At 68.7% G+C, this 20,645-nt stretch carries 15 protein-coding genes and 3 pseudogenes; 7 read left to right on the forward strand and 11 right to left on the reverse strand.

Features of this window, described 5'->3' with window-relative positions:
* Positions 1–32: 32 nt before the first annotated feature.
* Positions 33–842 (reverse strand): helix-turn-helix domain-containing protein, encoded by an 810-nt coding sequence (locus tag OG912_RS18035; protein ID WP_327710252.1) that lies wholly within the window; start codon positions 840–842, stop codon positions 33–35.
* A 118-nt stretch (positions 843–960) separates the two neighbouring features.
* On the opposite strand from OG912_RS18035, the gene OG912_RS18040 reads away from it, so the two are divergent.
* From OG912_RS18040 to OG912_RS18050, 3 genes are all read left to right on the forward strand, one after another.
* A complete protein-coding gene (locus OG912_RS18040; RefSeq protein ID WP_327710253.1) occupies positions 961–1,380 on the forward strand; it encodes an SRPBCC family protein in 420 nt (139 codons plus the stop codon).
* A gap of 70 nt (positions 1,381–1,450) precedes the next feature.
* Positions 1,451–1,972: a GNAT family N-acetyltransferase gene (locus tag OG912_RS18045; RefSeq protein ID WP_327710254.1), complete on the forward strand. Its 522-nt coding sequence runs from the start codon at positions 1,451–1,453 to the stop codon at positions 1,970–1,972.
* Positions 1,973–1,984: 12 nt separating this feature from the next.
* Complete coding sequence (locus tag OG912_RS18050) at positions 1,985–2,554, forward strand: ATP-binding protein (protein ID WP_327710255.1); 570 nt, start codon at positions 1,985–1,987, stop codon at positions 2,552–2,554.
* A 30-nt stretch (positions 2,555–2,584) separates the two neighbouring features.
* Here the strand turns inward: OG912_RS18050 and OG912_RS18055 are convergent, their stop codons facing one another.
* The 3 genes from OG912_RS18055 to OG912_RS18065 form a co-directional block, all read right to left on the reverse strand.
* Positions 2,585–3,862, reverse strand: a complete 1,278-nt coding sequence (locus OG912_RS18055) for a 5-methylcytosine restriction system specificity protein McrC (protein ID WP_327710256.1) — start codon at positions 3,860–3,862, stop codon at positions 2,585–2,587.
* Between the two features lie 4 nt (positions 3,863–3,866).
* Positions 3,867–6,173: an McrB family protein gene (locus OG912_RS18060; RefSeq protein ID WP_327710257.1), complete on the reverse strand. Its 2,307-nt coding sequence runs from the start codon at positions 6,171–6,173 to the stop codon at positions 3,867–3,869.
* A gap of 100 nt (positions 6,174–6,273) precedes the next feature.
* Positions 6,274–7,287 carry a GlxA family transcriptional regulator gene (locus tag OG912_RS18065; RefSeq protein WP_327710258.1) on the reverse strand — a complete coding sequence of 338 codons (1,014 nt, stop codon included), beginning with the start codon at positions 7,285–7,287 and terminating at the stop codon, positions 6,274–6,276.
* A 70-nt stretch (positions 7,288–7,357) separates the two neighbouring features.
* On the opposite strand from OG912_RS18065, the gene OG912_RS18070 reads away from it, so the two are divergent.
* Positions 7,358–8,209, forward strand: coding sequence for a dienelactone hydrolase family protein (locus OG912_RS18070; protein ID WP_327710259.1), 852 nt, complete (start codon positions 7,358–7,360; stop codon positions 8,207–8,209).
* Between the two features lie 209 nt (positions 8,210–8,418).
* On the opposite strand, the pseudogene OG912_RS18075 reads toward OG912_RS18070, so the two are convergent.
* A pseudogene (locus tag OG912_RS18075) lies at positions 8,419–8,562 on the reverse strand (cupin domain-containing protein); the annotation flags it as partial.
* Here OG912_RS18075 and OG912_RS18080 point away from each other — a divergent pair.
* A pseudogene (locus OG912_RS18080) lies at positions 8,537–8,758 on the forward strand (hypothetical protein); the annotation flags it as partial. The pseudogenes OG912_RS18075 and OG912_RS18080 overlap by 26 nt on opposite strands.
* A 142-nt stretch (positions 8,759–8,900) precedes the next feature.
* On the opposite strand, the gene OG912_RS18085 reads toward OG912_RS18080, so the two are convergent.
* Entirely contained in the window at positions 8,901–10,295 is a 1,395-nt protein-coding gene (locus OG912_RS18085) for a DUF6801 domain-containing protein (protein ID WP_327710260.1), read from the reverse strand.
* Between the two features lie 405 nt (positions 10,296–10,700).
* Between OG912_RS18085 and OG912_RS18090 the strand changes: the two genes are divergently transcribed.
* Entirely contained in the window at positions 10,701–11,174 is a 474-nt protein-coding gene (locus OG912_RS18090; RefSeq protein ID WP_327710261.1) for a hypothetical protein, read from the forward strand.
* Positions 11,122–13,386, forward strand: a complete 2,265-nt coding sequence (locus tag OG912_RS18095) for an NACHT domain-containing protein (protein ID WP_327710262.1) — start codon at positions 11,122–11,124, stop codon at positions 13,384–13,386. The genes OG912_RS18090 and OG912_RS18095 overlap by 53 nt, the downstream gene beginning before the upstream one ends.
* Here OG912_RS18095 and OG912_RS18100 read toward each other — a convergent pair.
* From OG912_RS18100 to OG912_RS18120, 5 genes and pseudogenes are all read right to left on the reverse strand, one after another.
* Entirely contained in the window at positions 13,374–13,748 is a 375-nt protein-coding gene (locus OG912_RS18100; protein WP_327710263.1) for a hypothetical protein, read from the reverse strand. The genes OG912_RS18095 and OG912_RS18100 overlap by 13 nt on opposite strands.
* 283 nt (positions 13,749–14,031) lie before the next feature.
* Positions 14,032–14,376, reverse strand: a complete 345-nt coding sequence (locus OG912_RS18105; RefSeq protein WP_327710264.1) for a hypothetical protein — start codon at positions 14,374–14,376, stop codon at positions 14,032–14,034.
* A 430-nt stretch (positions 14,377–14,806) separates the two neighbouring features.
* Complete coding sequence (dacB, locus tag OG912_RS18110; protein WP_327710265.1) at positions 14,807–16,507, reverse strand: D-alanyl-D-alanine carboxypeptidase/D-alanyl-D-alanine endopeptidase; 1,701 nt, start codon at positions 16,505–16,507, stop codon at positions 14,807–14,809.
* Between the two features lie 106 nt (positions 16,508–16,613).
* Positions 16,614–16,781, reverse strand: a pseudogene (locus OG912_RS18115) (SDR family oxidoreductase); the annotation flags it as partial.
* A gap of 474 nt (positions 16,782–17,255) precedes the next feature.
* The gene (locus OG912_RS18120) at positions 17,256–20,525 is read right to left on the reverse strand and encodes an AfsR/SARP family transcriptional regulator (RefSeq protein WP_327710266.1); all 3,270 of its coding nucleotides are present in this window, start codon (positions 20,523–20,525) and stop codon (positions 17,256–17,258) included.
* Between the last annotated feature and the right edge of the window lie 120 nt (positions 20,526–20,645).

A 20,645-nucleotide genomic window follows, 5' to 3' on the forward strand; every position in this document is an offset into this window, starting at 1 on the left:
GGAATTGGTCCAGGACGTGGCCGGCGACTCGGTCACCCGAGGAGTCGGCGCAGCGCCGTCGGTGTGTGGCCGAGGTACTGGCGCATGGTCCGGCAGAGGTGGGCCTGGTCGGAGAAGCCCAGGTCGGCGGCGAGGGCGGCAAGGCTGTCCTCGCCCGCGTCCAGCCGGTCGAGGGCCCGGCCGACACGGACCCGGTTGCGGTAACGGGTCAGTGAGACTCCCAGCTCACGGGTGAAGGAGCGGCTCAGGCGGTACGGCGATACGCCGAGGAGCTCCGCGAGCGGCAGAAGCCCCTCGGCGGCGGGGTGGGACGCGCCGATCGCCTGCCGGGCCGCCGCCACGAGCCCCGCCTCGTCCCGGCCGGGACGGACCCCCGCCACAACGGCCCCGTCGACGGCCCGGCCGACAGTGGCGGAGAGCAGGCCGAGGAGCTCCTCGGTCACCGCATGGTCCACGTCGCCGGTGCGGGCGGACGCGAGGACGCGGCGGTGGGCCAGGTCCAGGCGGGCCCCCACGTACACGCTCTGACGAGCCGGGCGGGCCTCCTCGCCCGCCACGACCCTCCACAGCTCGGGCGTCAGGCTGATCGACGTGCACACGTCGCCCCCGCCGGCCGGATGCGCGAAACGCTCCTCCTCGCCCGGGACACCGAGATAGGCCATGGTCGGGTCGACATCGGCCGCGATTCCGGCCGCCTGCCTGCGGAACCGTCCGCGGCGCACGAGCACCACCCGGTAGTCCTCGCGCACCTCCGCCTCCGTCCAGAGGGTGTGGTCGTCCCGGCAGTCCACCGCGGTGACGCAGAAGCCGGGCCGGGTGGCGAGGACCGTCGAGGTGAGCACTCCTGAACGCTACGCCGACGGTCTGACACTCACCCCGCGCAAGGATCTTCAAGACCGGGACGGGGCGTGGCGAGCAAGCTGAGCGGCATCGCACCTCACCCCGACAGGAGAAGACCCCATGGCTCACATCCACAAGGAATTCCTGATCGACAACTCCCCGGAGAACGTCTGGGAGGCCCTGCGTGACGTCGGCGCCGTACACCGGCGGCTGGCACCGGGCTTCGTCACGGACACCCGCATGGAGGCGGACACCAGGATCGTGACCTTCGCGAACGGCTTCGTCGCGCACGAGCTGATCGTGGACATCGACGATGCCGCCCGCCGAGTGGCGTACGCGGTGGTCGGCGGCTCGCTCGCACCGAAGCACCATCACGCCTCGATGCAGGTCCTCACCGCCACCGACGGGGGCAGCCGGTTCGTCTGGACGGTCGACGTCACGCCGGGCGAACTCGCGGACTCCATCCGGGAGATGGTCGAGAAGGGAGCGCACGTCATGCAGGACGCGCTGACGGCCGCCCCGGACCGGACGGACAGCTGAGGCCCTCAAGTGCCGGGCCGAGGAGGGATATTCACTGTGCTGATCTCCTTCGGACTGCTGGGATGGGCGCATGAGTCTCCCGCCTGCCGGGGCGGACGAGGTCGTCGCCTCCGTCTCCGTCCCCGTCCTTGTCCGTGACCTGGTGCCCGCCGATCTGCCGGCCTGCGCCTGGTCCGGCTCGGCCAGCCATCTGGTGCATGTGGCGCATGAGTTGGAGCGTGCGGCGGCCGGGGAGGTGGACTACCTGGCCGTCTGCACCCCGGTGGGGATTCCGGTGGCGATCGGCGGCGTCGACTATCAGGTCACGGCCGGATCCGGCACGCTGTGGCAGCTCGGCGTGCTCCCGGCCCTTCAGTCGTGCGGTCTGGGCACCGTGCTCATCCGCGCCGCGGAGGGCCGCATCAGGTCACGCGGCCTGCGGCGCGCGGAACTCGGCGTGGAAGAGAGCAATCCGCGCGCCCGGGCGCTGTACGAACGCCTGGGGTACGTGGCCTACGGCAGTCAGCCCGATGCCTGGGACGTGGAGGAGCCGGACGGTTCGCTGCGCCGGTACGAGACCATGTGCACGATGATGCGCAAGGATCTTTCCTAGGGGGCACGTGCCATGAGTTCCGGACCGATGGCGATCCCCGCAGGTCTCGTCGTACTCGTCGGGCCGCCGGCCTCGGGCAAGACCTCCTTCGTCCGTGCGCTGGTCGCTCAGGGGAGGCTCGACCCCGAAGCCGTTGTCTCCAGTGACGAGATCCGTGCGGAGTTCTTCGCGGACGAGACGACGGACGCCGCCTCCGACGCGGCCGATGCGCGGATCTTCGACGAGCGCGACCGCCGGATCATCGACCGGCTCGCCGCGGGCCGGATCGCGGTTGCCGAATCGACGAACGTGACACGGCAGGCACGGGCCCGCCTCGTGGCCATCGCCGAACGATTCGGTGCGCCCGTGACCGTGCTCCGCTTCCCCCAGGGCGAAGAGGACCTGCTCGGACAGAACGAGGAGCGGAGCAGGGACGACGTCACTGCGGCGGACGTCAGGGCTTACGCCGCCGTCATGGGGCGGGAGGCGAACACTGCCCGGCTGCGCGCGGAAGGTGCAGCGCTCGTGTACGACGTTCCCGGGCGGGGGCAAGGGGTCACGCCCGCGGAGGCCGCCCGGCGATTCACGTTCGGCGGGGCTTGAGTCTGCGTCGTCAGTTGTGGCTGCGGCCGGCTAGGGCCCGGCCACGGATGCCGCGAAGTCGGCGATCGCCTTCCGCAGCGGTTCGGCCGCGGTCTCCGGGTCGGTGCGGGTGTCCAGGCCGAGCACCAGGATGCGCCCCACCAGCCCGCGCGGCCCAGGGAACTCCAGCCGGTGCTCGGACGGTCCGTTCGGGTCGGGGTGGACCACCAGGGCGAGAGGATTGCCGGGGTCGGTGTAGCCGGCGATGTAGGTGAGGAGCTGGTGACGGTCCTCACGGGAGACGTTCGTCTTCGCGTAGTTCTTGTACTTCGCGTCCACGGGCAGGTAGGGCGTGGTGCCGACGGGTGCGGCAGGCGGGGCGAAGGACAGCAGTACGTCGGGGGCGAAGTGCGGGGTTCTGGTCCCGTGCATTCCGTGCGTCCAGATCTGGTCGGCGTCGTCCCGGGCCCACCGGCCACCGACAGTGGCCGCTGCGTCGACCGCCATCCTTTGGACCACGCTCTCCCAGAGATCTTCCATCTTGAGCAGCAGTCCGTGCGCCCCGAAGCCGTACGGGTTCAGCAGATCGTCGGGTCCGCCGCCGCCGAGCACCATGCGCGCCCATGCGTGGGCGGGCCGGTAGTGGTCGTTGAGTACGGTGTACCGCCCCCGGGCGAGCAGCCTCAATGCGTCCGGGCCCCGCACGGGCGACGGAAAGTCCTGTGCAGCGATGGCCAGTTGGCGCTTGAGGAGGGGGTCGCTCACTTGGCCGGACGCGGCGGCCAGGGCGGCTCCGCACACCAGGTTCTCCCAGCCCCCGTCCTCGTACTCGAAGGTACTGACGTGCAGCTGGTCGACCGCGCCGAAACATCTGGTGGCCTGTGCCTCCACGTTCAGCCGCCCCCGCAGCGTGGTGTCCACGCGCTGTCGGCGTACGTAGTCCCTGCGCAGACCGCGGCGCAGCAACAGGCGGCACTCGTACAGCAGGGCGGCAGGTACCAGCCCCGCGTACCCGTCCTTGCCGATCGGCCAGTTGCGCAGCCCTTCGTCGGTGGTGCTGTTCTGCCCGTTGGCGTACGAGAGCCAGTCGATCAGCCTGTTGCCCGCGATCGGGAACTTGGGGCGGAGCACCAGCCGAATGCGACTGAGCTCCAGAACCCCGGTGATCGTCCGTGCGGTGAGGACACAGTGGTCCTGCCTCTCGACGACACCGGCGGCCTTGAGCTCGCGGACCCTTTGGAGATCGGCGGAGCTCAGCTCGGCTTTCGGTACCTTGCAGGACCTGTACTCGTCGAGTGTCACTTCCCGCCGGGCGGTTGTCTGCGGCACCCGGCTAGTCCTCGTCCCATTGGTATGCGCCCGACGCACCGTCGTCGTCGGGGGTTTCGACGGTCCCGGCGGTGACGAAGACCTTCGCCAGCATGCCCGGAAGGTCCCGCGGATTCGTCTGGACGACCTGTCCCGTCCTGCCGTCCACCATGTCGCCCAGGACGACCCCCAGCATGTCGGGGCGGCCGAGACAGTAGTCCGTCACGAGGGGCACGATCTCGTGGTAGAAGGCGTACGAGAGCTGCTCCGCGGTGGCGAGCGGCCGGTCGTCGGAGAGGAGGTACGACTGGCCGAGCAGATGGTCCGGGCCGAATTGCGTGCCGAGCCGTTCGTTCAGACCCTCCAGCAACGAGGCAAGCCCGAGCCCTTCGACCTCGCCGTCCAGAGAGTCCAGGTCCGGTGTCACGTCGAGGAAGGCGAATCTGCGCCGGATGGCGGAGTCGATGTGACCCACGCTGCGGTCGGCGGAGTTCATGGTGCCGATGATGCGGACGTTCGGCGGCACGGTCTGCTGCCGTCCGCTGGTCGGCAGGGTGATGGAGACCGACCCGCGCTTGTCGAGTTCCAGCAAGGTGATCAACTCGCCGAGGACGCGGGGCAGATCACCGCGATTGATCTCGTCCACGATGATCAGGAAGATGTCGTCCGGGGCGTCCTTGGCTGCCGCGCAGACCCGGAGGAAGACTCCGTCCTTCATCTTCAGATGCAGCCCGGCCCCGTCCGCTGCCGTGTCCGGCCTGAAGCCCTCGACGAAGTCCTCGTATCCGTAGGACGGATGGAAGGTCACCATCGTGAGCCGTGCCGCCCGTGCCGCCCGTGCCCCCTGTGCCTTTTCGGGCTGTCCCGCCTTTCCGTCCCCGTTCGCCGGCTCGGGCACTGCGGACAGTTCCGCGAGGCCCGCGGCCCGCTCGGCCGGAGTCGCCTCGATCAGGTCCCCGCGTCCCGCAAGGGCGAGAGCGACATTGAGCGCGAGCCGGGTCTTGCCGGTGCCCGGCGGGCCCTGGAGCACGACCTGCCCCTTGTGCTCCAGCAGATCCCGTACTTTCCGTACGTCATCGGGAAGTTCGTCATCGGGGAGCTCGGCCCCCCTCACCGCCGCGGCCTTCTCCGCGATATCGGCCTCGCCGGCCCGGTCGGTGTCACCGATCCAGCCGTGCTTGACGGCGTCGTCGTACCGGCCTCGCCCGTGCCGGATCTCCCGCATCAAGGTGGCAGGCACCTTGGCGAGCGTCTGCTGCCAGGCGTGCCGGGGCGCGTCGAAGATCTGGGCGTACGAGGTGTCCCAGTCCACGCCCACGGTGTGGAGGTGTGTCTGCGCGGCGGAATCGTATGCGTACCCTCCCACGACGGTGCCCACGGCCAGCACCTCCGACTTCCCTCGGTTGGCGACGACGAGATCGCCGAGTTCAAGGTCGCGGAAGGCCAGCAACTGCCGTGCGAGCCGGAGGTTTCCGCCGGTGCTGTGCGGCCACTGCTGGTCCAGTGCGGCCTTGAGCTCCTGGTCGCTCTCGTACTGAACCAGACTGCCGACCTCGTCCCAGGCGATCCGGATCCGACTGTTCCGGAGGCAGTCGTCCCAAAGGCTCGCGCGTTCCCCGGGCGCGATCTTCCAGATCACGCGGTCATGGGGACGCGGATTGTGGAAGGTGTACAGGAAGTCCATCAGCTCATAGGGACTCCACCCCCTGAACTCCTCGTACTCACGCAGGAGATCGAGGAGTTCGCGGTTCGCCCGCCACGTACGCACACCTGAGGAGTAAGCGCGCGGCCTGCCGCCCAGCAACGCGGTGAAGTGGCGGATGTGCGCGGCCGAGAAGATGGGCAGGAACACGCCGGGGAAGTAGACCGCCAGCGCCTTCGTAGTCAGCGCCTGTCCGTACGACAGCGACTCCAGGTCGTCCAGAGGGTCGTAATCCCCCTTCCGCGCCGCGTCGAAGGCCGTCACGAACTCGGAGCGCACCTGGATCCATGCCGCTTCCACCTCCAGCCCGCTCAACAGGCTGGGCACGACACGCCACTGGCCCGACCGGTGCTGGAAGATGATGTGCTTCGCCGCGCTGCCGCCGCGGATACTGCCGAAATTGTCGGTGCCGTACTCCATCAGTCGGCAGAAGGAGAGCCCGCTCCTGCGGCCGTCGGGTCCCAGCGCGTACTGCTCCAGTTTCAGCTTCTCCCAGCCCTCCAGCGGAAACGAGGTCAGCACCTGCTGCCGCTCCACCTCCGCCAGGGCGGCGGCCTGCCGCGCCCCCTCCCGGTCGAAGCGCGCAATGCGCGCAGCGAGCCCTTCCCGGAACTGCCCACCCTCAGCCATGTGCGCATTCTTCGGCATCGGGCCGGACCGGAACAGCAACATCGGGAAACGGTTCCTGACCGTCGGCGGACAGCGTGGAACTGTCGGTTCTCCGGCCGCGTCACCCCCGGGTACGGCTCGACGGCCCCGGGGGTGACGGGGCGAGCCGTTGTGGTGGCGTCCGGCGGTGCTGACCGGCGGTGGTACCCGTGCGGTCGCGGACCAGGACGCGCAGGGTGTTGGCGTTCTCGTAGCCGACGCGTCGTGCGATGGCCGCGATGGTCAGGTCGGTGCTGCGCAGCAGGTGAGTCGCCTGCTCGACGCGCAGGTCCTGGACGAAACGCACGGGTGACGTCCCCAGCGACGCGCGGGTCGTGCGTTGGAGAGTGCGTTCGCTGACTCCCAGCGCCTCTGCGGCGGCCCTGATGCTCAGGGGCTCGTGCAGGCGCTCCCGGGCCCAGCGCTCGAACGCGGCGACGATCGGGTCTGCGGCAGCCAGCGTTCCGCTGATCGTGTGGGCGGCCTGGGACGGCCGTTCGTCGAGGACCAGATAGCTCGCGACCAGGTCGGCGAGGGCCGGGCTGCGGCGGCGCACCAGGTTCAGCGCCAGGTCGGTGTGGGCGAAGGCGGCTCCGGCGGTCGTGATGCCGTCGGATTCGGTCACCATCCGGCTCTGGTCGAGCGTGACGTGGGGATAGCGGCGGCGGAACAACGGAGCGAGCCACCAGGTGGTCGTGGCGCTCAGACCGTCGAGGATTCCGGTCTCGGCGAGAAGGAACGTGCCCGCGCAGGCGGTGGCGATGGGGGTCCGGCGGGCTCGGGTCCTGGTGATCAGCTCGCGGGCCGGCGCTGATTCCGGTCCCGACAGAAAGGCCGCCAGTTCCCCGGGACGCTGCTCCGGCACCGCCGGGACCACGAGGAGATCGCAGGACTCGGCGTGGGCGATGGGCGAGGTGTGGACGCAGAGCCCCGCTCCGGTGCGCACCGTCTCGGTGAAGCCGACGGTGGTGACCTGCCAGGCGGGGGGCGGGAGGGGCAGGCGGCCGCGGAGCTCGTCGGCTGTTCGCAGCACGTCCAGGATCGCGGCGAGGCCCGAGTCGAAGACCCGGTCGAGGACGAGAATGGCGACTCGCATGGCGGAAACCGTATCGGATATGCCGGTTCCGCCACTGATGGCTGTGCCGAAAGGTGCCTAGGTTCGTCGTATGCCGAAGCGCAGCATGCTCGAAGACGATCCGCTGGAGGACTTCGACCGGCGTGAGGTGACCGTCGACGACGTCACGAAGGTGGTGCACGTGGCGGGGCGGGGACCCGCGGTGATCGTCATGCCGGAGATGCCGGGGATCAGTCCGCATGTCGCCCGGTTCGCCCGCTGGGTCCGCGACGCGGGTTTCGCCGTCTACATGCCGTCGCTGTTCGGCCGTGACGGTGCGGTGGCGGGTGCCGAGGAGGGGAAGGAGGTCTTCCGGCGGGCATGCGTCAGCTCCGAGTTCCGCGCCTTCGCTGCCGCCGCTGAAGCCACCACCGCCACTGCCGCCGCCGATCGGCCGAGTCCGGTGACCGGCTGGCTCCGGTCGTTGGCGAGGCTGGCGCACGAGGAGCGCGGTGGTCCGGGCGTCGGCGCGATCGGGATGTGCTTCACCGGCAACTTCGCGCTCACGATGATGCTCGAACCCGCGATGCTCGCGCCGGTCCTGGCCCAGCCGTCGCTGCCGTTGGACGATCCCGCGGGGCTGGACATCACGCCCGCCGAGATCACCGACGTGCGGCGACGCCTGGACCGGGACGACCTGACCGTCCTGGCCTACCGCTTCCAGGGCGACCGGTTCTGCCGGGCCCAACGGTTCGCGGCGTACGCCGAGGCGCTCGGCGACCGTTTCGTGGCCCGCACACTCCCCGACAGTGCGGCCGCCCAGGACGTGCCACCGTTCTTCGAACAGTTCGTGGCATCCCCGCACAGCGTGGTGACCGCACATCTGATCGACGAGGCGGACCAGCCGACGATGGCCGCGCGCGACGAGATCCTGGCGTTCTTCGCGCAGCGGCTCGCCGTGTGAGCGGCGGCGGGGCCGGGGGCTGCCGGAACGGAACGGGACGCGCGGACATCCCGCCCGGACGATGAGCCATGGTCGCGGACTGCCGGCGCGGCCACGCTGGTGGCATGACACAGACGGACGCGACACGTACGGACACGATGAACACCGTGCTGGTGACCGGCGGCACCGGCAAGACCGGCCGTAGGACGGTGGCCCGGCTCCGCGAGCTTCCGCACGCCCGTCGCCGTTCTGTCCGCCGGGTCGTCGGCGAAGCGGAACGGTGCGGGCCCCCGGACGATCGCGGCCTCCCCGAGCGCCACGTGCCGCGCCTCCCCGGTCTCCGGCACGATCCATCCGGCGCCGCGCAGCGGGACGACAGGGCCAGGTGTGGCCCCCTGCGAGCAGCTCCGGCTGGCACCGGGAGAGACCCTGCGCTTCGGCCGGAAGGCATCCACCGGCCCACAACCCCTGCTGACCATCGCGCACGACGGCGTCTCGCGTTCCGCGGGGGAGATCACCGCGACGGACACCTACTGGGCGCTCAGCAACTTCAGCCGCACGGCGACCTACTCCTGACGTGTGGCTCCGAGGCGCGCCCGGACCCGGTACCGGCTGCCACACGATCTTGCGCGTGTGACAGCCGCTTGTACGATCATGGCGAGGAGAACGCTGCTCGCCCTGTTGAGCGTTCGGTCCGGACCATGCTCGTTCGCTACGCCCGTCGGGCGGTGGCGGTGCCGGGCTCCTCGTGGATCGTGGCGTTTACCTCCTTGGCTGTCGACAGGTCCGAGAGCCGGCTGCCCAGATCGGCGTCGTCCCCCGCCCGCGCGCCGGAGGTCCGGTGGTCGGACCGGCTCGGTGCATGGCGCCCCAGCAGGAGGTTTCCGTTCGCTGTGACACTCCTGCCCGTGCTGTCGTATGGCGGTTCCCCGTGGACATGCCCATGGGAGCGGCGCACGGTGGAATTCGTCCTCCTGCGGTGACCGATGCCGAGCGCTCCGTCCCCGCCGCCTGCGGTGGGCAGGCCCTGAGTCGGGCCGAGGGGCTGCTGCCTCCCTCCGTCGCCACCGGCGGCTCGGCGGTTTCGCAGCCGCATGCCCAGGAAGAAGGCGGCTCCACACGCGATGAGTACGCTCGCGCCCGGCAGAAGGAGGTCCCTGAGCCCATGACCGGTGGCTGGAGAGTTGGCGACGCTCGTGGGCTCGACCGAACTCGGCGTTGCGGGGGTGGAGTTGTCTTCGGTTACGCCGGACGTCTCGACACGCGGAGCCCCGGGCGTGGTCCCGCGTTCCGTTGTGGGCCCGTGGCCCTTTGGCACCGTCGGTTTCGGGACGTCTGCGGCCACGGGTCCGTTCGTCCGGCCCGGAGCGGCGGGGGTGGCGGGCCCGGTGGTGTGCTTCGGGGCGGTGGACGCCACCGGTCCCGTGGTGTGCCGCGGAGTGGTGGAGTCCACCGGTCCCGTCGTCGGCTTCGGAGTGGCGGAGGGCTTCGAACTCGCTGTCGTGATGTCGAAGGACGTCACGATGTTGCTCTGGCCCGCCTTAAGGCTGCACGACGTGTCGGCAGAGAGCCACATGGTGCCGGACGCGTTCTTCGCGAGGATGTGGAGGGCGATGTTTCCTGTCGTGACAGTCGCCTTGCCCGGGTGGTCGAACGTGGGCGTGGTCACTTCGGCGGTTGCCCTGATCTTGAAGGGCCCGGACGAGGGCGCGGTGGTCCTGGTCATGCGGAACGGTGCCGGGATGTCCAGTTGCTTCCGCGGCGCGTCCACATGGGCCGATGCGTCCACTGTGCCCTCGACGGTCGACATGCCGGAGTCGGCGAGCCACTTCGTGACGCTTGCCTCCGCCGTCGCCACCGCCTGGACGGTGAGGGTTCTGCCCGGCCGTCCGACCACGACCTCGTCCGGAAGGGCTGTGGTGATCTTCACCGTGAAGGAATGGGTGCCGGCCGCGAATGGCGTGCACGTGTAGCCGAATGTGCGTGAAAGTTGCTGCGCGGATGCCGTTCCGGCCCCGGCGACACACACCATCCCGCCTGCCACGACCAGCGCTGTTACGGTTCCTGAGAGGATCCTCATCCCTGACCTGCTGCACCTGGTACTCATGAGTCCGACTCCGACCACTGTTCAGACATTCGACTACAGGACGACTCGCGTTTTCCCGAGGCGGGCATGCTGCTCGGATCATGAGCTCAGCGCCAGGTGTTCAGCGCCCGGGCGATTCTGTTCAGCGTGCCCATACCGTCTCTGACGAGACGCGGTATCGGCGCCCCTCGGTTCCTTGGGATGTCGACACGGACGACGGTATTCCGGAAGTCCGTGCCGACGCATATCGATCCGCATCGTACGGAGTGTGCTCCAGGGCACTGTTGATATCACGCCATGGGTAGGCGCGGCTGCCCGAATCACACATTACTGGCTCAGGGTTGTAAACCAACTGCCCTGTGCAATAAGGTGATGCGTTCCTGCGTCAGGATGTGCGGGCGCGAATGAACGAGGGGAAGAGGTCCGTTGCCTGAAATCGACGCTCTGCTCGGCCAGATCGTGCCCGCTGTTCAAGCGGCGGTGAGTGCGTACGGCGTCGGAGTGCTGGCCCGGGTCGAGGACCGCGTGGTCGACCAGGCGGCCGGCGAGACGGCACGGCTTGGGCAACGGCTGCTCGACCGCATCCTGCGCCGCGACACCGACACCGCCCAGGTGGGGACGGCCGTAGCCGACCTGGTCGAGGCGGCTGGAGACCCGGATGCAGAGGGCGCGCTGCGTCTGCAGATCAGAAAGGTTCTGCAGGGCGACCGGTCGCTTGCTGCGGAGTTGGCATCGATGCTGCCCGCGGGCCCGGTTGTGCGGGCCGGCGGCGAGCGCAGTGTGGCGGTCGGCAGAGACAACCAGGGGATCATCTCCACAGGAGACGGGGCGAGGAACTTTATGGCCAGTGAGCCTCGCACCGCGCCCGAAGGGCATGGCCCGCGCCGTGCCCACCCCTGATCAGCCATCGATCCTGGTCGAGCGCGACAACTCAGGCATCATCAGTACCGGCGACCGCGCCTTCAACATTCTCATCAACCTCCATGCCGGAGGGGACTCCGCTGCGGATGCGCTGGCCGAACTGACCCGTCGAATCGTGCTCGAAGCCCGAAACGAACGTAGCCCCGCCGAACAAGACCCGCTGACGAAAAAGGCCGATGAACTCACGGCCAGTGTCCTGTCGCGCTTGAGGCGTGAGGTGGAACAGTTGCGGCTGGAGGACCGGGACTCTCTGCCCGTGAGCTGGCGGCCGATTTCCTGGGACGAGCCCGGCAATGGGAGAGGCTCCCTCGAAACCCCGAATGGGATCAGGGGTGTCCCTCTGTCGGGCCTGGCTGGTCCACTGGGCAGGGCCACGAAGGAGTTCCGTTGGCTGATGGTGCTGGGTCGAGCAGGAGCAGGAAAGAGCGTCCTTGCCCTGCAATTCGCGAAGTCTCTTCTGGAGAAACGCTCTCGCGACCGAGACGGACCGGTGCCGGTGATCTTCAGTCTTGGATCATGGAATCCCGGCACCAGTACCCTTCGGAACTGGTTGATCGGTCGGCTGGAAAGAGACTATTCCTTTCTTGCCGCAATCGGTCCTGGACCCGAAGGTGACTCATGGGCCGCAGAGTTGGTCGACGGTGGGAACTACGTCCTGCCGATTCTTGACGGGTTCGACGAGATCGCCGCCGATGACGATCTGCGTGGAAAGGCGGTCACCGAGTTCAACAGCAGCAATCTGTCGCTGGTGGTCACCAGTCGCCGCGAAGCGATCGAAACTGTGAAGGACAAGAGCAATATCAAACCCTCCGCCGCTGCCATCGAGCTGATCGACCTCGGCCTGGACGACTCCGTCCGCTACCTGTACAGGGCCACCGGTACGTCTCCTGCCGATGGCACGGACGTTGCCCACCGCGTCGGGTGGCCCTACGTACTGCGCGAGTTGAGTCGCCGCCCTCACACCCGGGCCAGTCACGATCTCGCCACGGTGCTGGCCACGCCCCTGATGACCACACTCGCCCGGTTCGCCTATGAATCGAGGCTGCCCGGCCATGATCCGTCGGACTTGCTCGACAGTGAGAAGTTCGGTACCCAGGACGCCCTTGAGAGGCATCTCCTGGACTTCTTCGTCCGAACCGCCTACGAGCGCCTCCTCGGCAGCAAGCCCACAAAAGGGGCGGAGGGACGGGTGCAGGCTCCCCGCTGGGACGTCGAGCGTGTCCGGCTTTGGCTCGGCTACCTCGCCGTGCATCTGACGAAGCTCGACACGTCCGACATCGAGTGGTGGCGGCTGGGCACCGCGATGAAGCTGCGTTGGGTTACGTTGCGGGTCGGCGTCACGATCGGAATCGCCTGCGGCCTCATGGCCGGGCTCGTGTACGGATCCGAGACCGCAGTCGGCTACGGACTCCTGAACGGAATTGTGGCGGCAGGTATCACCGGCCTGACGAACGGCACCGCGATGGGGCTGACGTTCGGGCTCATGCACGGGTTCGTCACGAAGATGAAGGCGGGCGGGCCGATGTTCGAACCGTCGCGCGTGGAGATCAGGATTCACAGTTGGACGGACCTGGAGACGAGGACAAGACTCCGGGAGAACTTCCTTCCCAGAGCCAGGGGCGGACTCGCCGGCGGTCTCCTCTTCGGGCTCTTGTGGGCCGCGGGCGTCACCGCCTTCAACGTGTTCTTGGGCTTCCCCTGGTTCATGATCGCGCCGTTCGCGGGGCTGCTGCTCGTGACAGCGACCGGCCTGGGGCTCCTGCTGGGCCTCGTCGCTGCTCTCGGGGCCGGGTTCGAGACGGTCATCCCGAGAAAGGAACTCGACTCCCCGTCGGACCTGCTGGACACGAACCGTGCCACCGTGCTCAAACAGATCACCACCGTCGGGCTCGTGATCGGAGTCGGGTACGGAACCCTGTACGGGCTCTCGGCGAACAGCTTCTTCTCCGGGGTCCGGGTCGGACTCGTGGGCGGCTCCATGGTCGCGCTCGGGGTCGGCACGATGACCGCCTGGGGACGCTCAGTGGTCCTCGCCCGGATCTGGCTCCCCTTGACGGGGCGGCTGCCGAGGGACCTGGACGCCTTTCTGCGGGACGCCTACGCGCGGGGAGTTCTGCGCCGGGAAGGCGTGGTCTACCAGTTCCGCCACGCACGACTCCAGGAGCACCTGAGCAGCGCTCACGAGCGCTGAGACTGTCGCGACGCCCGGTGGGCTCTTTCGCCGAACCGGCCGAAAGCCCGGGTACGACCCGTGTGAGGACTTCCGGTCGGCACTCCGAGAACAGTGCGTGAACCGCTCTGCGCGGCGTGCCACCACTCGTCGAGCATCGCGCGGAACACCCCCTCCAGGGCGGCGTGCACGTCGAGAACTGTCGCCGGCGTCTGCGCGCGGAGCCGGTCGCCCGGATCGATCTCGAGTTTCTCGACCTCCAGCTCGCCCGAGCTGATGCCGGGCAGCGCCTCCGGGCCCGCGTCCGTCAGGGTCCTGCCGGTATCCGTCCGAGCGCAGAGGGAGCCGATGGTCAGGATGCACCGGAGATGCGAGACGAGCATGCCGGGCTGCACCCGGACCCATGGGCGTCACCCGGCGCGATGCGGGGCAGCAGGAAAGCCCCTGACCATGGGCCTGGGGCTTTCCGGAATGTGAGTCGCGGCCGGCTCTTAAGCTGCGGGGAGGTCCGGTGGTGGGCGTACGTCCAGCAGGCTTCGTCGACCGTCAGGTCAGGAGCGTCGTGGAGAGGCGCGTGACGGGCGTGGTGCCGGTGCGGGGTCTCCCGCCCGGCCCACGAAGTGGTTTCCCACCGGGTTCAGGACGCGGCGCGTTCTCCCACCGGGTTCAGGAGAAGACGACCGAGCGGACGAGGAGCCGGTCCGAGGCGCCGCCTCCCGGGCGCAGGGTGTAGTAGGCGCCGCCCGAGCAGTCCTCGTCGAGGAAGACCGTCGCCGTGGCGTCGGTCCGGTTCTTCGGCGCGTAGGCGGCGGACCCCGGCTCGGATCCCGGTCCCTGGAGGTTGATGCACGTACCGCCGTCGGGGTCGTTCAGGAAGCCGACCGCCTCGTAGCCGTCGGAGGTCATGTACGTGTAGCGGAACTGGCCTTCGGCGGCCAGGGCGGAGCCGGGGGTGGCGAGGAGCAGGAGGAGGGCGCCGGCCGATGCGGCCATGGCGGAGCGGAGACGCATGGGGGTGTTCACCTTTTCGTGGGCGTAGGGAGATCAGGGCAAGCGTTGCCCGCGCCGCCTGTGAGGTAGGCCTTGCGTCGCCCGAACGAGGTGTGAGGAATCGTTCTTCCCGCGCATTCGGCCCTACGGGCTCCGCCTTGCCTCGAGCGCGCGGCGTGACCCCGATCCTCCGCGAGGACGGGACGGACGTGACGGACGGGACGCGGGGGGCCCGCTACTTCCCTGCGGGCCCGCCGCGTCCTGTTGCCCTGTGGGGCTCCGCAGTCCTGCCGGCCGGTGGGACTACCGTCCGTATGGCGTCTGATATCACCCACAGCAGTCCATTGTCGCCCAGGAGAGTGCCCTCTTGCTGGGTGAGGCCGACGGCCGACGCGGTGATCATGTGGCTGCCCACGGCTGCGGCCCCGCCGGTCGCCCGCGATGCGACCGCTCAGCCTTCTCCCCGCGCCGCGTCCTCCTGCAGGTACGCGGAGATCATGGCGAGGTCGTCGGCGATGTCCAGCACACCGTTGACGTCGGTGTCCGGGGTGGAGGCGCCGTTCACGCCGGCGAAGAAGGCGTCGAAGCGGCCGTTGCCCTTGTCCAGGTAGCCGGCGATCGTGATGGCGCCGACGGCCAGGCGGTTGTTGAGCGCGTCAAGACCGACGGCGGCACCGGTCTTGGCGAACACCTTCCCGCGCGCGGGGCAGTCGGTGCAGTTCTCGGCCAGCAGGCCGTCGACGCCGAGGATGGGCAGCGCATTGCGGAAGCGCTTCGCCTCGGGGGTGTGCTGCCAGTACGTCAGCAACTGCACGACGGCCTTGGGCGTGGTCCGGTCGACGGGGTTGCCGCCACGGCCGTCCAGGAGCTGGACCTGCTTGCGGTCGACGCCCGCGCGGTCCAGGAAGTCGGCGAGCACCGGGAATCCGTCCATGCAGTCCTTGCTGCCGGCCGCGACCGCCATCAGACAGATGGCGAGGTTGCCGCCCAGATTGTGGCTGACCTTGAAGATGAGCTTGGCGTACTGGGCGAACGGCGGGGAGGTGTACTGCGCCACGCGCGGCCGGCCCGCGTACGAGCCGGGGAGCTGCCCGACCGGGTTGGCACCGGTCGGCTTCGCCGTCACCTTCACCCCGGCCCGCCCCAGCGCCTCGATCAGCGCGGTGCGTCCGAAGGCCGACGGATCGGTGATGGGCGACACCTTCAGAGCCGGTTCGGAGCCGGCCGCGATGGTGCCGGAGAGCCGGATCCGGGTGCCGTTGTCGGAGGTCGTCACCTCGATGTCCGTCGGCTGGCCGGCCGCCACGGTCCGGACCGTCGAAGTGACGCGGTACGGGGCGACCTTGGGCCGCCAGTCCAGCTGTGCGGGCGCGCCGGGGCGGGCACCGGGGGTGGTCAGCAGGTCGATGAGATTGTCGTTGATGATCAGCGGGGTCGGGACGGGGATGAAGACCGGCTCGGGCCGGAAGAGCCGGTCGTCGACGATCACGTTCCCGTCGACGCGGGTGATGCCGGAACGCCGCACCTGCTGGGCGATCTTGTCGATCCCGGCAAGCGGGTTCTCCGGTGTGAGGGTGGCGCCGGGGAAGTCGTCGGCATATGTGTGGTCGAGGTCGGTGTAGTCGACCGTGCCGTCGGGGCGGGTCCTGCCGCCCATGGTGAGGTCACCTTGGGCGACCAGGCCGAGATCGCCGTCCAGCGTGCTTCCGCGGCGCTCGCCGAGCGCGTAGACCGGAGTCCTGAAGCGGTGGTCGCCGCCGAGGGTGTTCCACGCACCGGAGGTGCCGAACAGCTTGGCGACCGACCCGGGGATGAAGAACTGCTCGGCGAACCGGCTGTGGACGACCCGCCCGCTGTCCGGGTCCTGCTGGAGCAGGCCCCACTGGGCGTTGGGGTAGTCCGGCTTCCGCATGATCTCCGTGATCCGCGGGTCGAGACGGTCGGAACCGCCGCCGCCGGGCGACGAGGCCGCCGGGGCTGCCGCTCCCGGAGTCAGGGCCTCGGGCGACGAGGCCGCGCGGGCGGCCTCGCCCGAAGTCAGCGCCAGGAGCAGCAGGGCACAGCATCCGGCGGCAGCGCGGTGCCGAAGCGATCCGAAACTCTCTCCTCGCGCTGCGGTACGCACCGTTCGTCTGGGCAGTTTCCAGTTCATGCGGTCAGGTATGGACCTCGGTGGGCGCCGGATCAGGGCGGCACGACCGGTTGTCACCCGAACGGCACGGGGCATTCGTCGTCATGCGCAGCGAACGCCCGAACCGTCAGGCGGACGACCCGCTGTCGACGACGAGATCGGTCCCGACCGCCGACCCGGCCGCCGGCGAGGCGAGAGAGAGCACCGCGGCTGCCACTTCCTCGGCCTCCGCGAGCCGGCCGAGCGGGTTCTCCGTCTTCACGCGCTCGGCACGGTCGGCGTGGGAAGGACCGGGCTGTGATGCTTCGAAACCCGGGAACCACTCGACAGTTCAGAGGGCGAAACGCCTCCGAACTGCGGTGGAGCCCTCGACGGAACCGACTCGGTTGCCGGCGTCGAGGGCATGTGCTGACCGCTGCTGACCCTTCTGAATGGGGCGCAGTGGCGAGGAGTCACCGGATGTCGCGGGGGCTGGTCTGCCGCTGACCTGTCCGTACGATCCGGTGGCGCTGGGCCGCTAGGTCATGCCTGAAGCGAACGGGCTGCCATCCAAATCATGATGCAGCCGTTCTCCTGGTCGCTCCTCGTGGATGCCGCTGCGGCACCGGCCATCGCCCCTGTTGCCAAGGTGGTCAAGCAAACGAGAGTGGTGACCGACAGGATTATGCGCACGTGCGAGATTCCTTCCGGGTGATCATGAATGGAGCGGAAGGTTATCAGACCATCCAACAATCGGCATTTCTGGCATATGCCAATTCGATATTCAGGGCTATTCGTCGCGACCCGCGAAGCGAGTGTTCTGTCTATTTTCACATATGTGTTCGATTTCCTTCAGATGGCGACCGATTCTGCGCGCATCGACAGGGTTTCGATGTCTCACTAATTCGAATGCCTGACGCAATGACATGCGCGCTTCATCGGCGTCCCCCGCCGCGAGTCGCACCTCCGCCAGCAGCGTTCGTGTGGCGGTCTCCTCGTCGACGTCATGCGTGCGGGCGGCAACGGTTGCCGCGGCTCGCAGCCGGTCCGTCGCGACGTCCAGGCGGCCGCTGGCGAAGTCCGCGCGCCCGAGGCGGCGCAGGGCCTGGACCTCGTGGTGGGCCGCCCCTATGTCCTGCGCGATCTCCAGCGCTGCGAGCAGGTGGCGGACGGACTCCTCGACGCTGCCCAGCCGCCAGTACGCCTCGCCGAGCCCGACCAGAGCCTCGGCCTGACTCTTCCGGTCGCCGAGCGACCGGAATTCCGAAAGCGTCTCGCCGAACATGGCAAGGGCCCCTTCGGGGTCTCCCGATTCTGTGAGGGCTTCGGCCAGATTTCTACGGACCGTGGCGCGGTCGTATCGGCTTCCATCGACTTTCAGGAGATTCAGGGATTCCTCGAACGAGCGGCGGGCTGATGCCAATTCGCCTTTCTGTACCTGCAATTCTCCAATATTGTTGAGGGTCTGGGCGGCTGCGGTTGCGTCCCCCACCTGTCGGAAACCTTCGAGAGCATCGCAGAAATGTGCGAGCGCTCGCCCGTGTTCCCCGAGGAACAGCATGGTCACCGCTACGTTGTTTCGGCTGCGGGCTTTGTCCCAGACGTCACCCGACAGCGACTTTATGGCGAAGGACTTCTGGAGCAGGACGAGCGCCTTGCGGTTTTCACCGAGATGCCAGTTGAGTGTGCCGAGGACCCGTAGGGCCTCGGCCTCGGCAGGTCCGTCGCCCAGTGCACGCGCGAGTCCCAGTGCTCGCTCCCCTGCCGCGGCGGCCTGCGAGTAGTCCCCGAGGCTTGCGTCCGCCGCGCAGAGGTCGATCAGGGCTCGGCAGAGCGCCGATGCGTTGTCGTTCCTTCCGTCCCAGTGGACGACGGCGTGCCGCAGGAGCGTCTTGGCATCCTGCCAGTGGCACTCCGACTGCAGGAACCCCGCCAGGGTGCAGGCGAGTCGGGCGGCCGACTCGGGGTTGCCGTTGAGCCGGGCGTGATCTTCGACAGCCAGGAGGTTGCTGCGTTCCGCGGCCAGCCAGGACCGCGCGGCGGCGGAGTCCGGCAAAGGCGGCGACGACGGGAGGAGCGGCAGCGGTGAGTCCAGCCGCGCGCGCCGGGGATATGCCCTTCGATCCGCCAGGTCGGCTGTCGTGACGTAGAAGTCCGTCAGGCGGGCGATGGCCTGCCGGCGTTCATGCTCGCTGTCTTCCGAGATGGACAGACCGTAGGCGTACTCGCGAAGCAGGTCGTGGTAGCGATAGCGGTCCGGTTCGGGCTCCCTGAGCAGGTGACACGCCAGCAGGCCTTCGAGTAATCGCTCCGTCGTGTCCTGCCGCAGACCCAGCAGGGCGGCTGCCGCGTCGGCGGTGAATTCGGGTCCGGGATGCAGTCCGAGGCAGCGAAACGCGGTCCGTTGCTGCGCGGTGAGAGTCCGGTAGGAGAGGGCGAATGCGCGCGCCATCTCGTGTTCCTGATCCGCGCTCCGGATCTCCGTCAGCCGTCCGGGACTGCGGGTGAGACGCTCGGCGAGGACGGTCAGGGTCCAGGACGTACGGGCCCGGAACCGATGCGCCACCAGTTCGATTGCGAGGGGGAGATACCCGCACAAACCCACGATCTGTGCGGTCTCCGCGATATCGCGGGTGCGTTCCTCCCCCGCGAATCCGCGGAAGAGCGAGATGGCGTCCTCCTCCGGCAGGGCGTCGAGCGGGACTGACAGCGCTTGAGGGATACCGGTGAGATGCCGACGGCTGGCGATGATCGTCAGGGACGGTGACCCGCTCGGCAGTAGCGGACCGACCTGTTCGGGTCCGCTCGCGTCGTCCAGGACGATGACCACTCGGCGCTCGGCCAGCATGGTCCGCCATAGGGCCGTACGCCCTTCCAGCTCCGCTGGAATGGAGAAGGCCGGCGCACCGAGCAGTCTCAGCAGCGTCGCCAGCGCCGCCCTCGCGCTGAGTGGTTCCTGGGTGGGTGAATGCCCATGCAGATCGATGTACAGCTGACCGTCCGGGTACTTTTCGGCGAGAAGGTGGGCAGCGGCGACGACCAAGGCGGTCTTGCCCACACCCGCCATTCCGGAGACCGCTTCCACGGTGACGACTGATCCGCTGTGCGCGTCCCTTTCCGCGATCACCGAGGTCAGGGCCTGCAACTCTGAATGGCGCCCGACGAGCGACGGTTGCTGGGGCAGATTCCGGCGTGGCGGCACACCGGGTGGGAGCGGAGCCGGCTTGGGCGCCTCGGGCGGTCGCGTGGGCGAAGTACCGGCAACGGTGCCGAGTGGAGCCGCCGTTCGCATCGCCGCCTCTCCGTGTGCCAGTTCGCGTGCGGGTGCGCGAGCCAGCACACCCTGGTGGATCATGTTCAACTCCACACCGGGGAGAGCTCCGTAGTCCGCCATCAGTGACTGCCGGGCCCGTTGGTGGACGCGGAGGGCGTCCGCGTACCGTCCGCTGCCGTAGTACGCGAGCATCAACTGCCCGAGCAGGGTCTCGTCACCGGGATGGCGCTCAACCAACGCGGAGAGCTCCCCGACCTGCTCGGCGAAGCGCCCCAGCCTCAGTCCGGCTGCGATGCGTGATGCGCCGGCGCTCAGCCGTGACTCAGAAAGTGTCCGGCGTACGTTCGCTGCCCAGAACCCGGGCAGACCGGCCAGTGCCTCGCCTTGCCACAACTCCTCGGCTCGGGAAAGCAGTTCTACAGCCTGCGCATCACTGTCACTGGTCAACGCCGTATCGACGAGGCGCTGGAAGCGCTGCCGGTCGACGGAGTCGGGCCCGGTCACCAGGGTGTAGGTGTGCGCTCTCCCGACGATGGAGGGTGCGTCCGGCCCCGTGCCGGCCACCCGCAGCCGTCGACGGATGCGCGAGACATAAGTGTGCGCGTTCTCGCGAGCGCGGGCGGGAGGGTCGTCGTCCCAGAGTCGTTCCATCAACTCGCCGATGGAGACCGGACGGCCCGCGTCAAGAGCGAGCGCGGCCAGCATGACCCGTTCTTTGTCCGATCCGAGCGTCAGCCAGTGCCCGTTCAGCCGCAGCCCCACCGGTCCGAGAATCTGGAATTCCACCAGCGCCCCCGCTGGTCCGTCGGATGGTTCACGAGCATGACATCACGCTGCGAATTCCGCCATACGCCGTTGTTGCGATTGGCGCGATCTATCTCGTTCCTGATGGTCATGACGAGTGAC

Source organism: Streptomyces sp. NBC_00464, assembly GCF_036013915.1.
GTDB lineage: Bacteria > Actinomycetota > Actinomycetes > Streptomycetales > Streptomycetaceae > Streptomyces.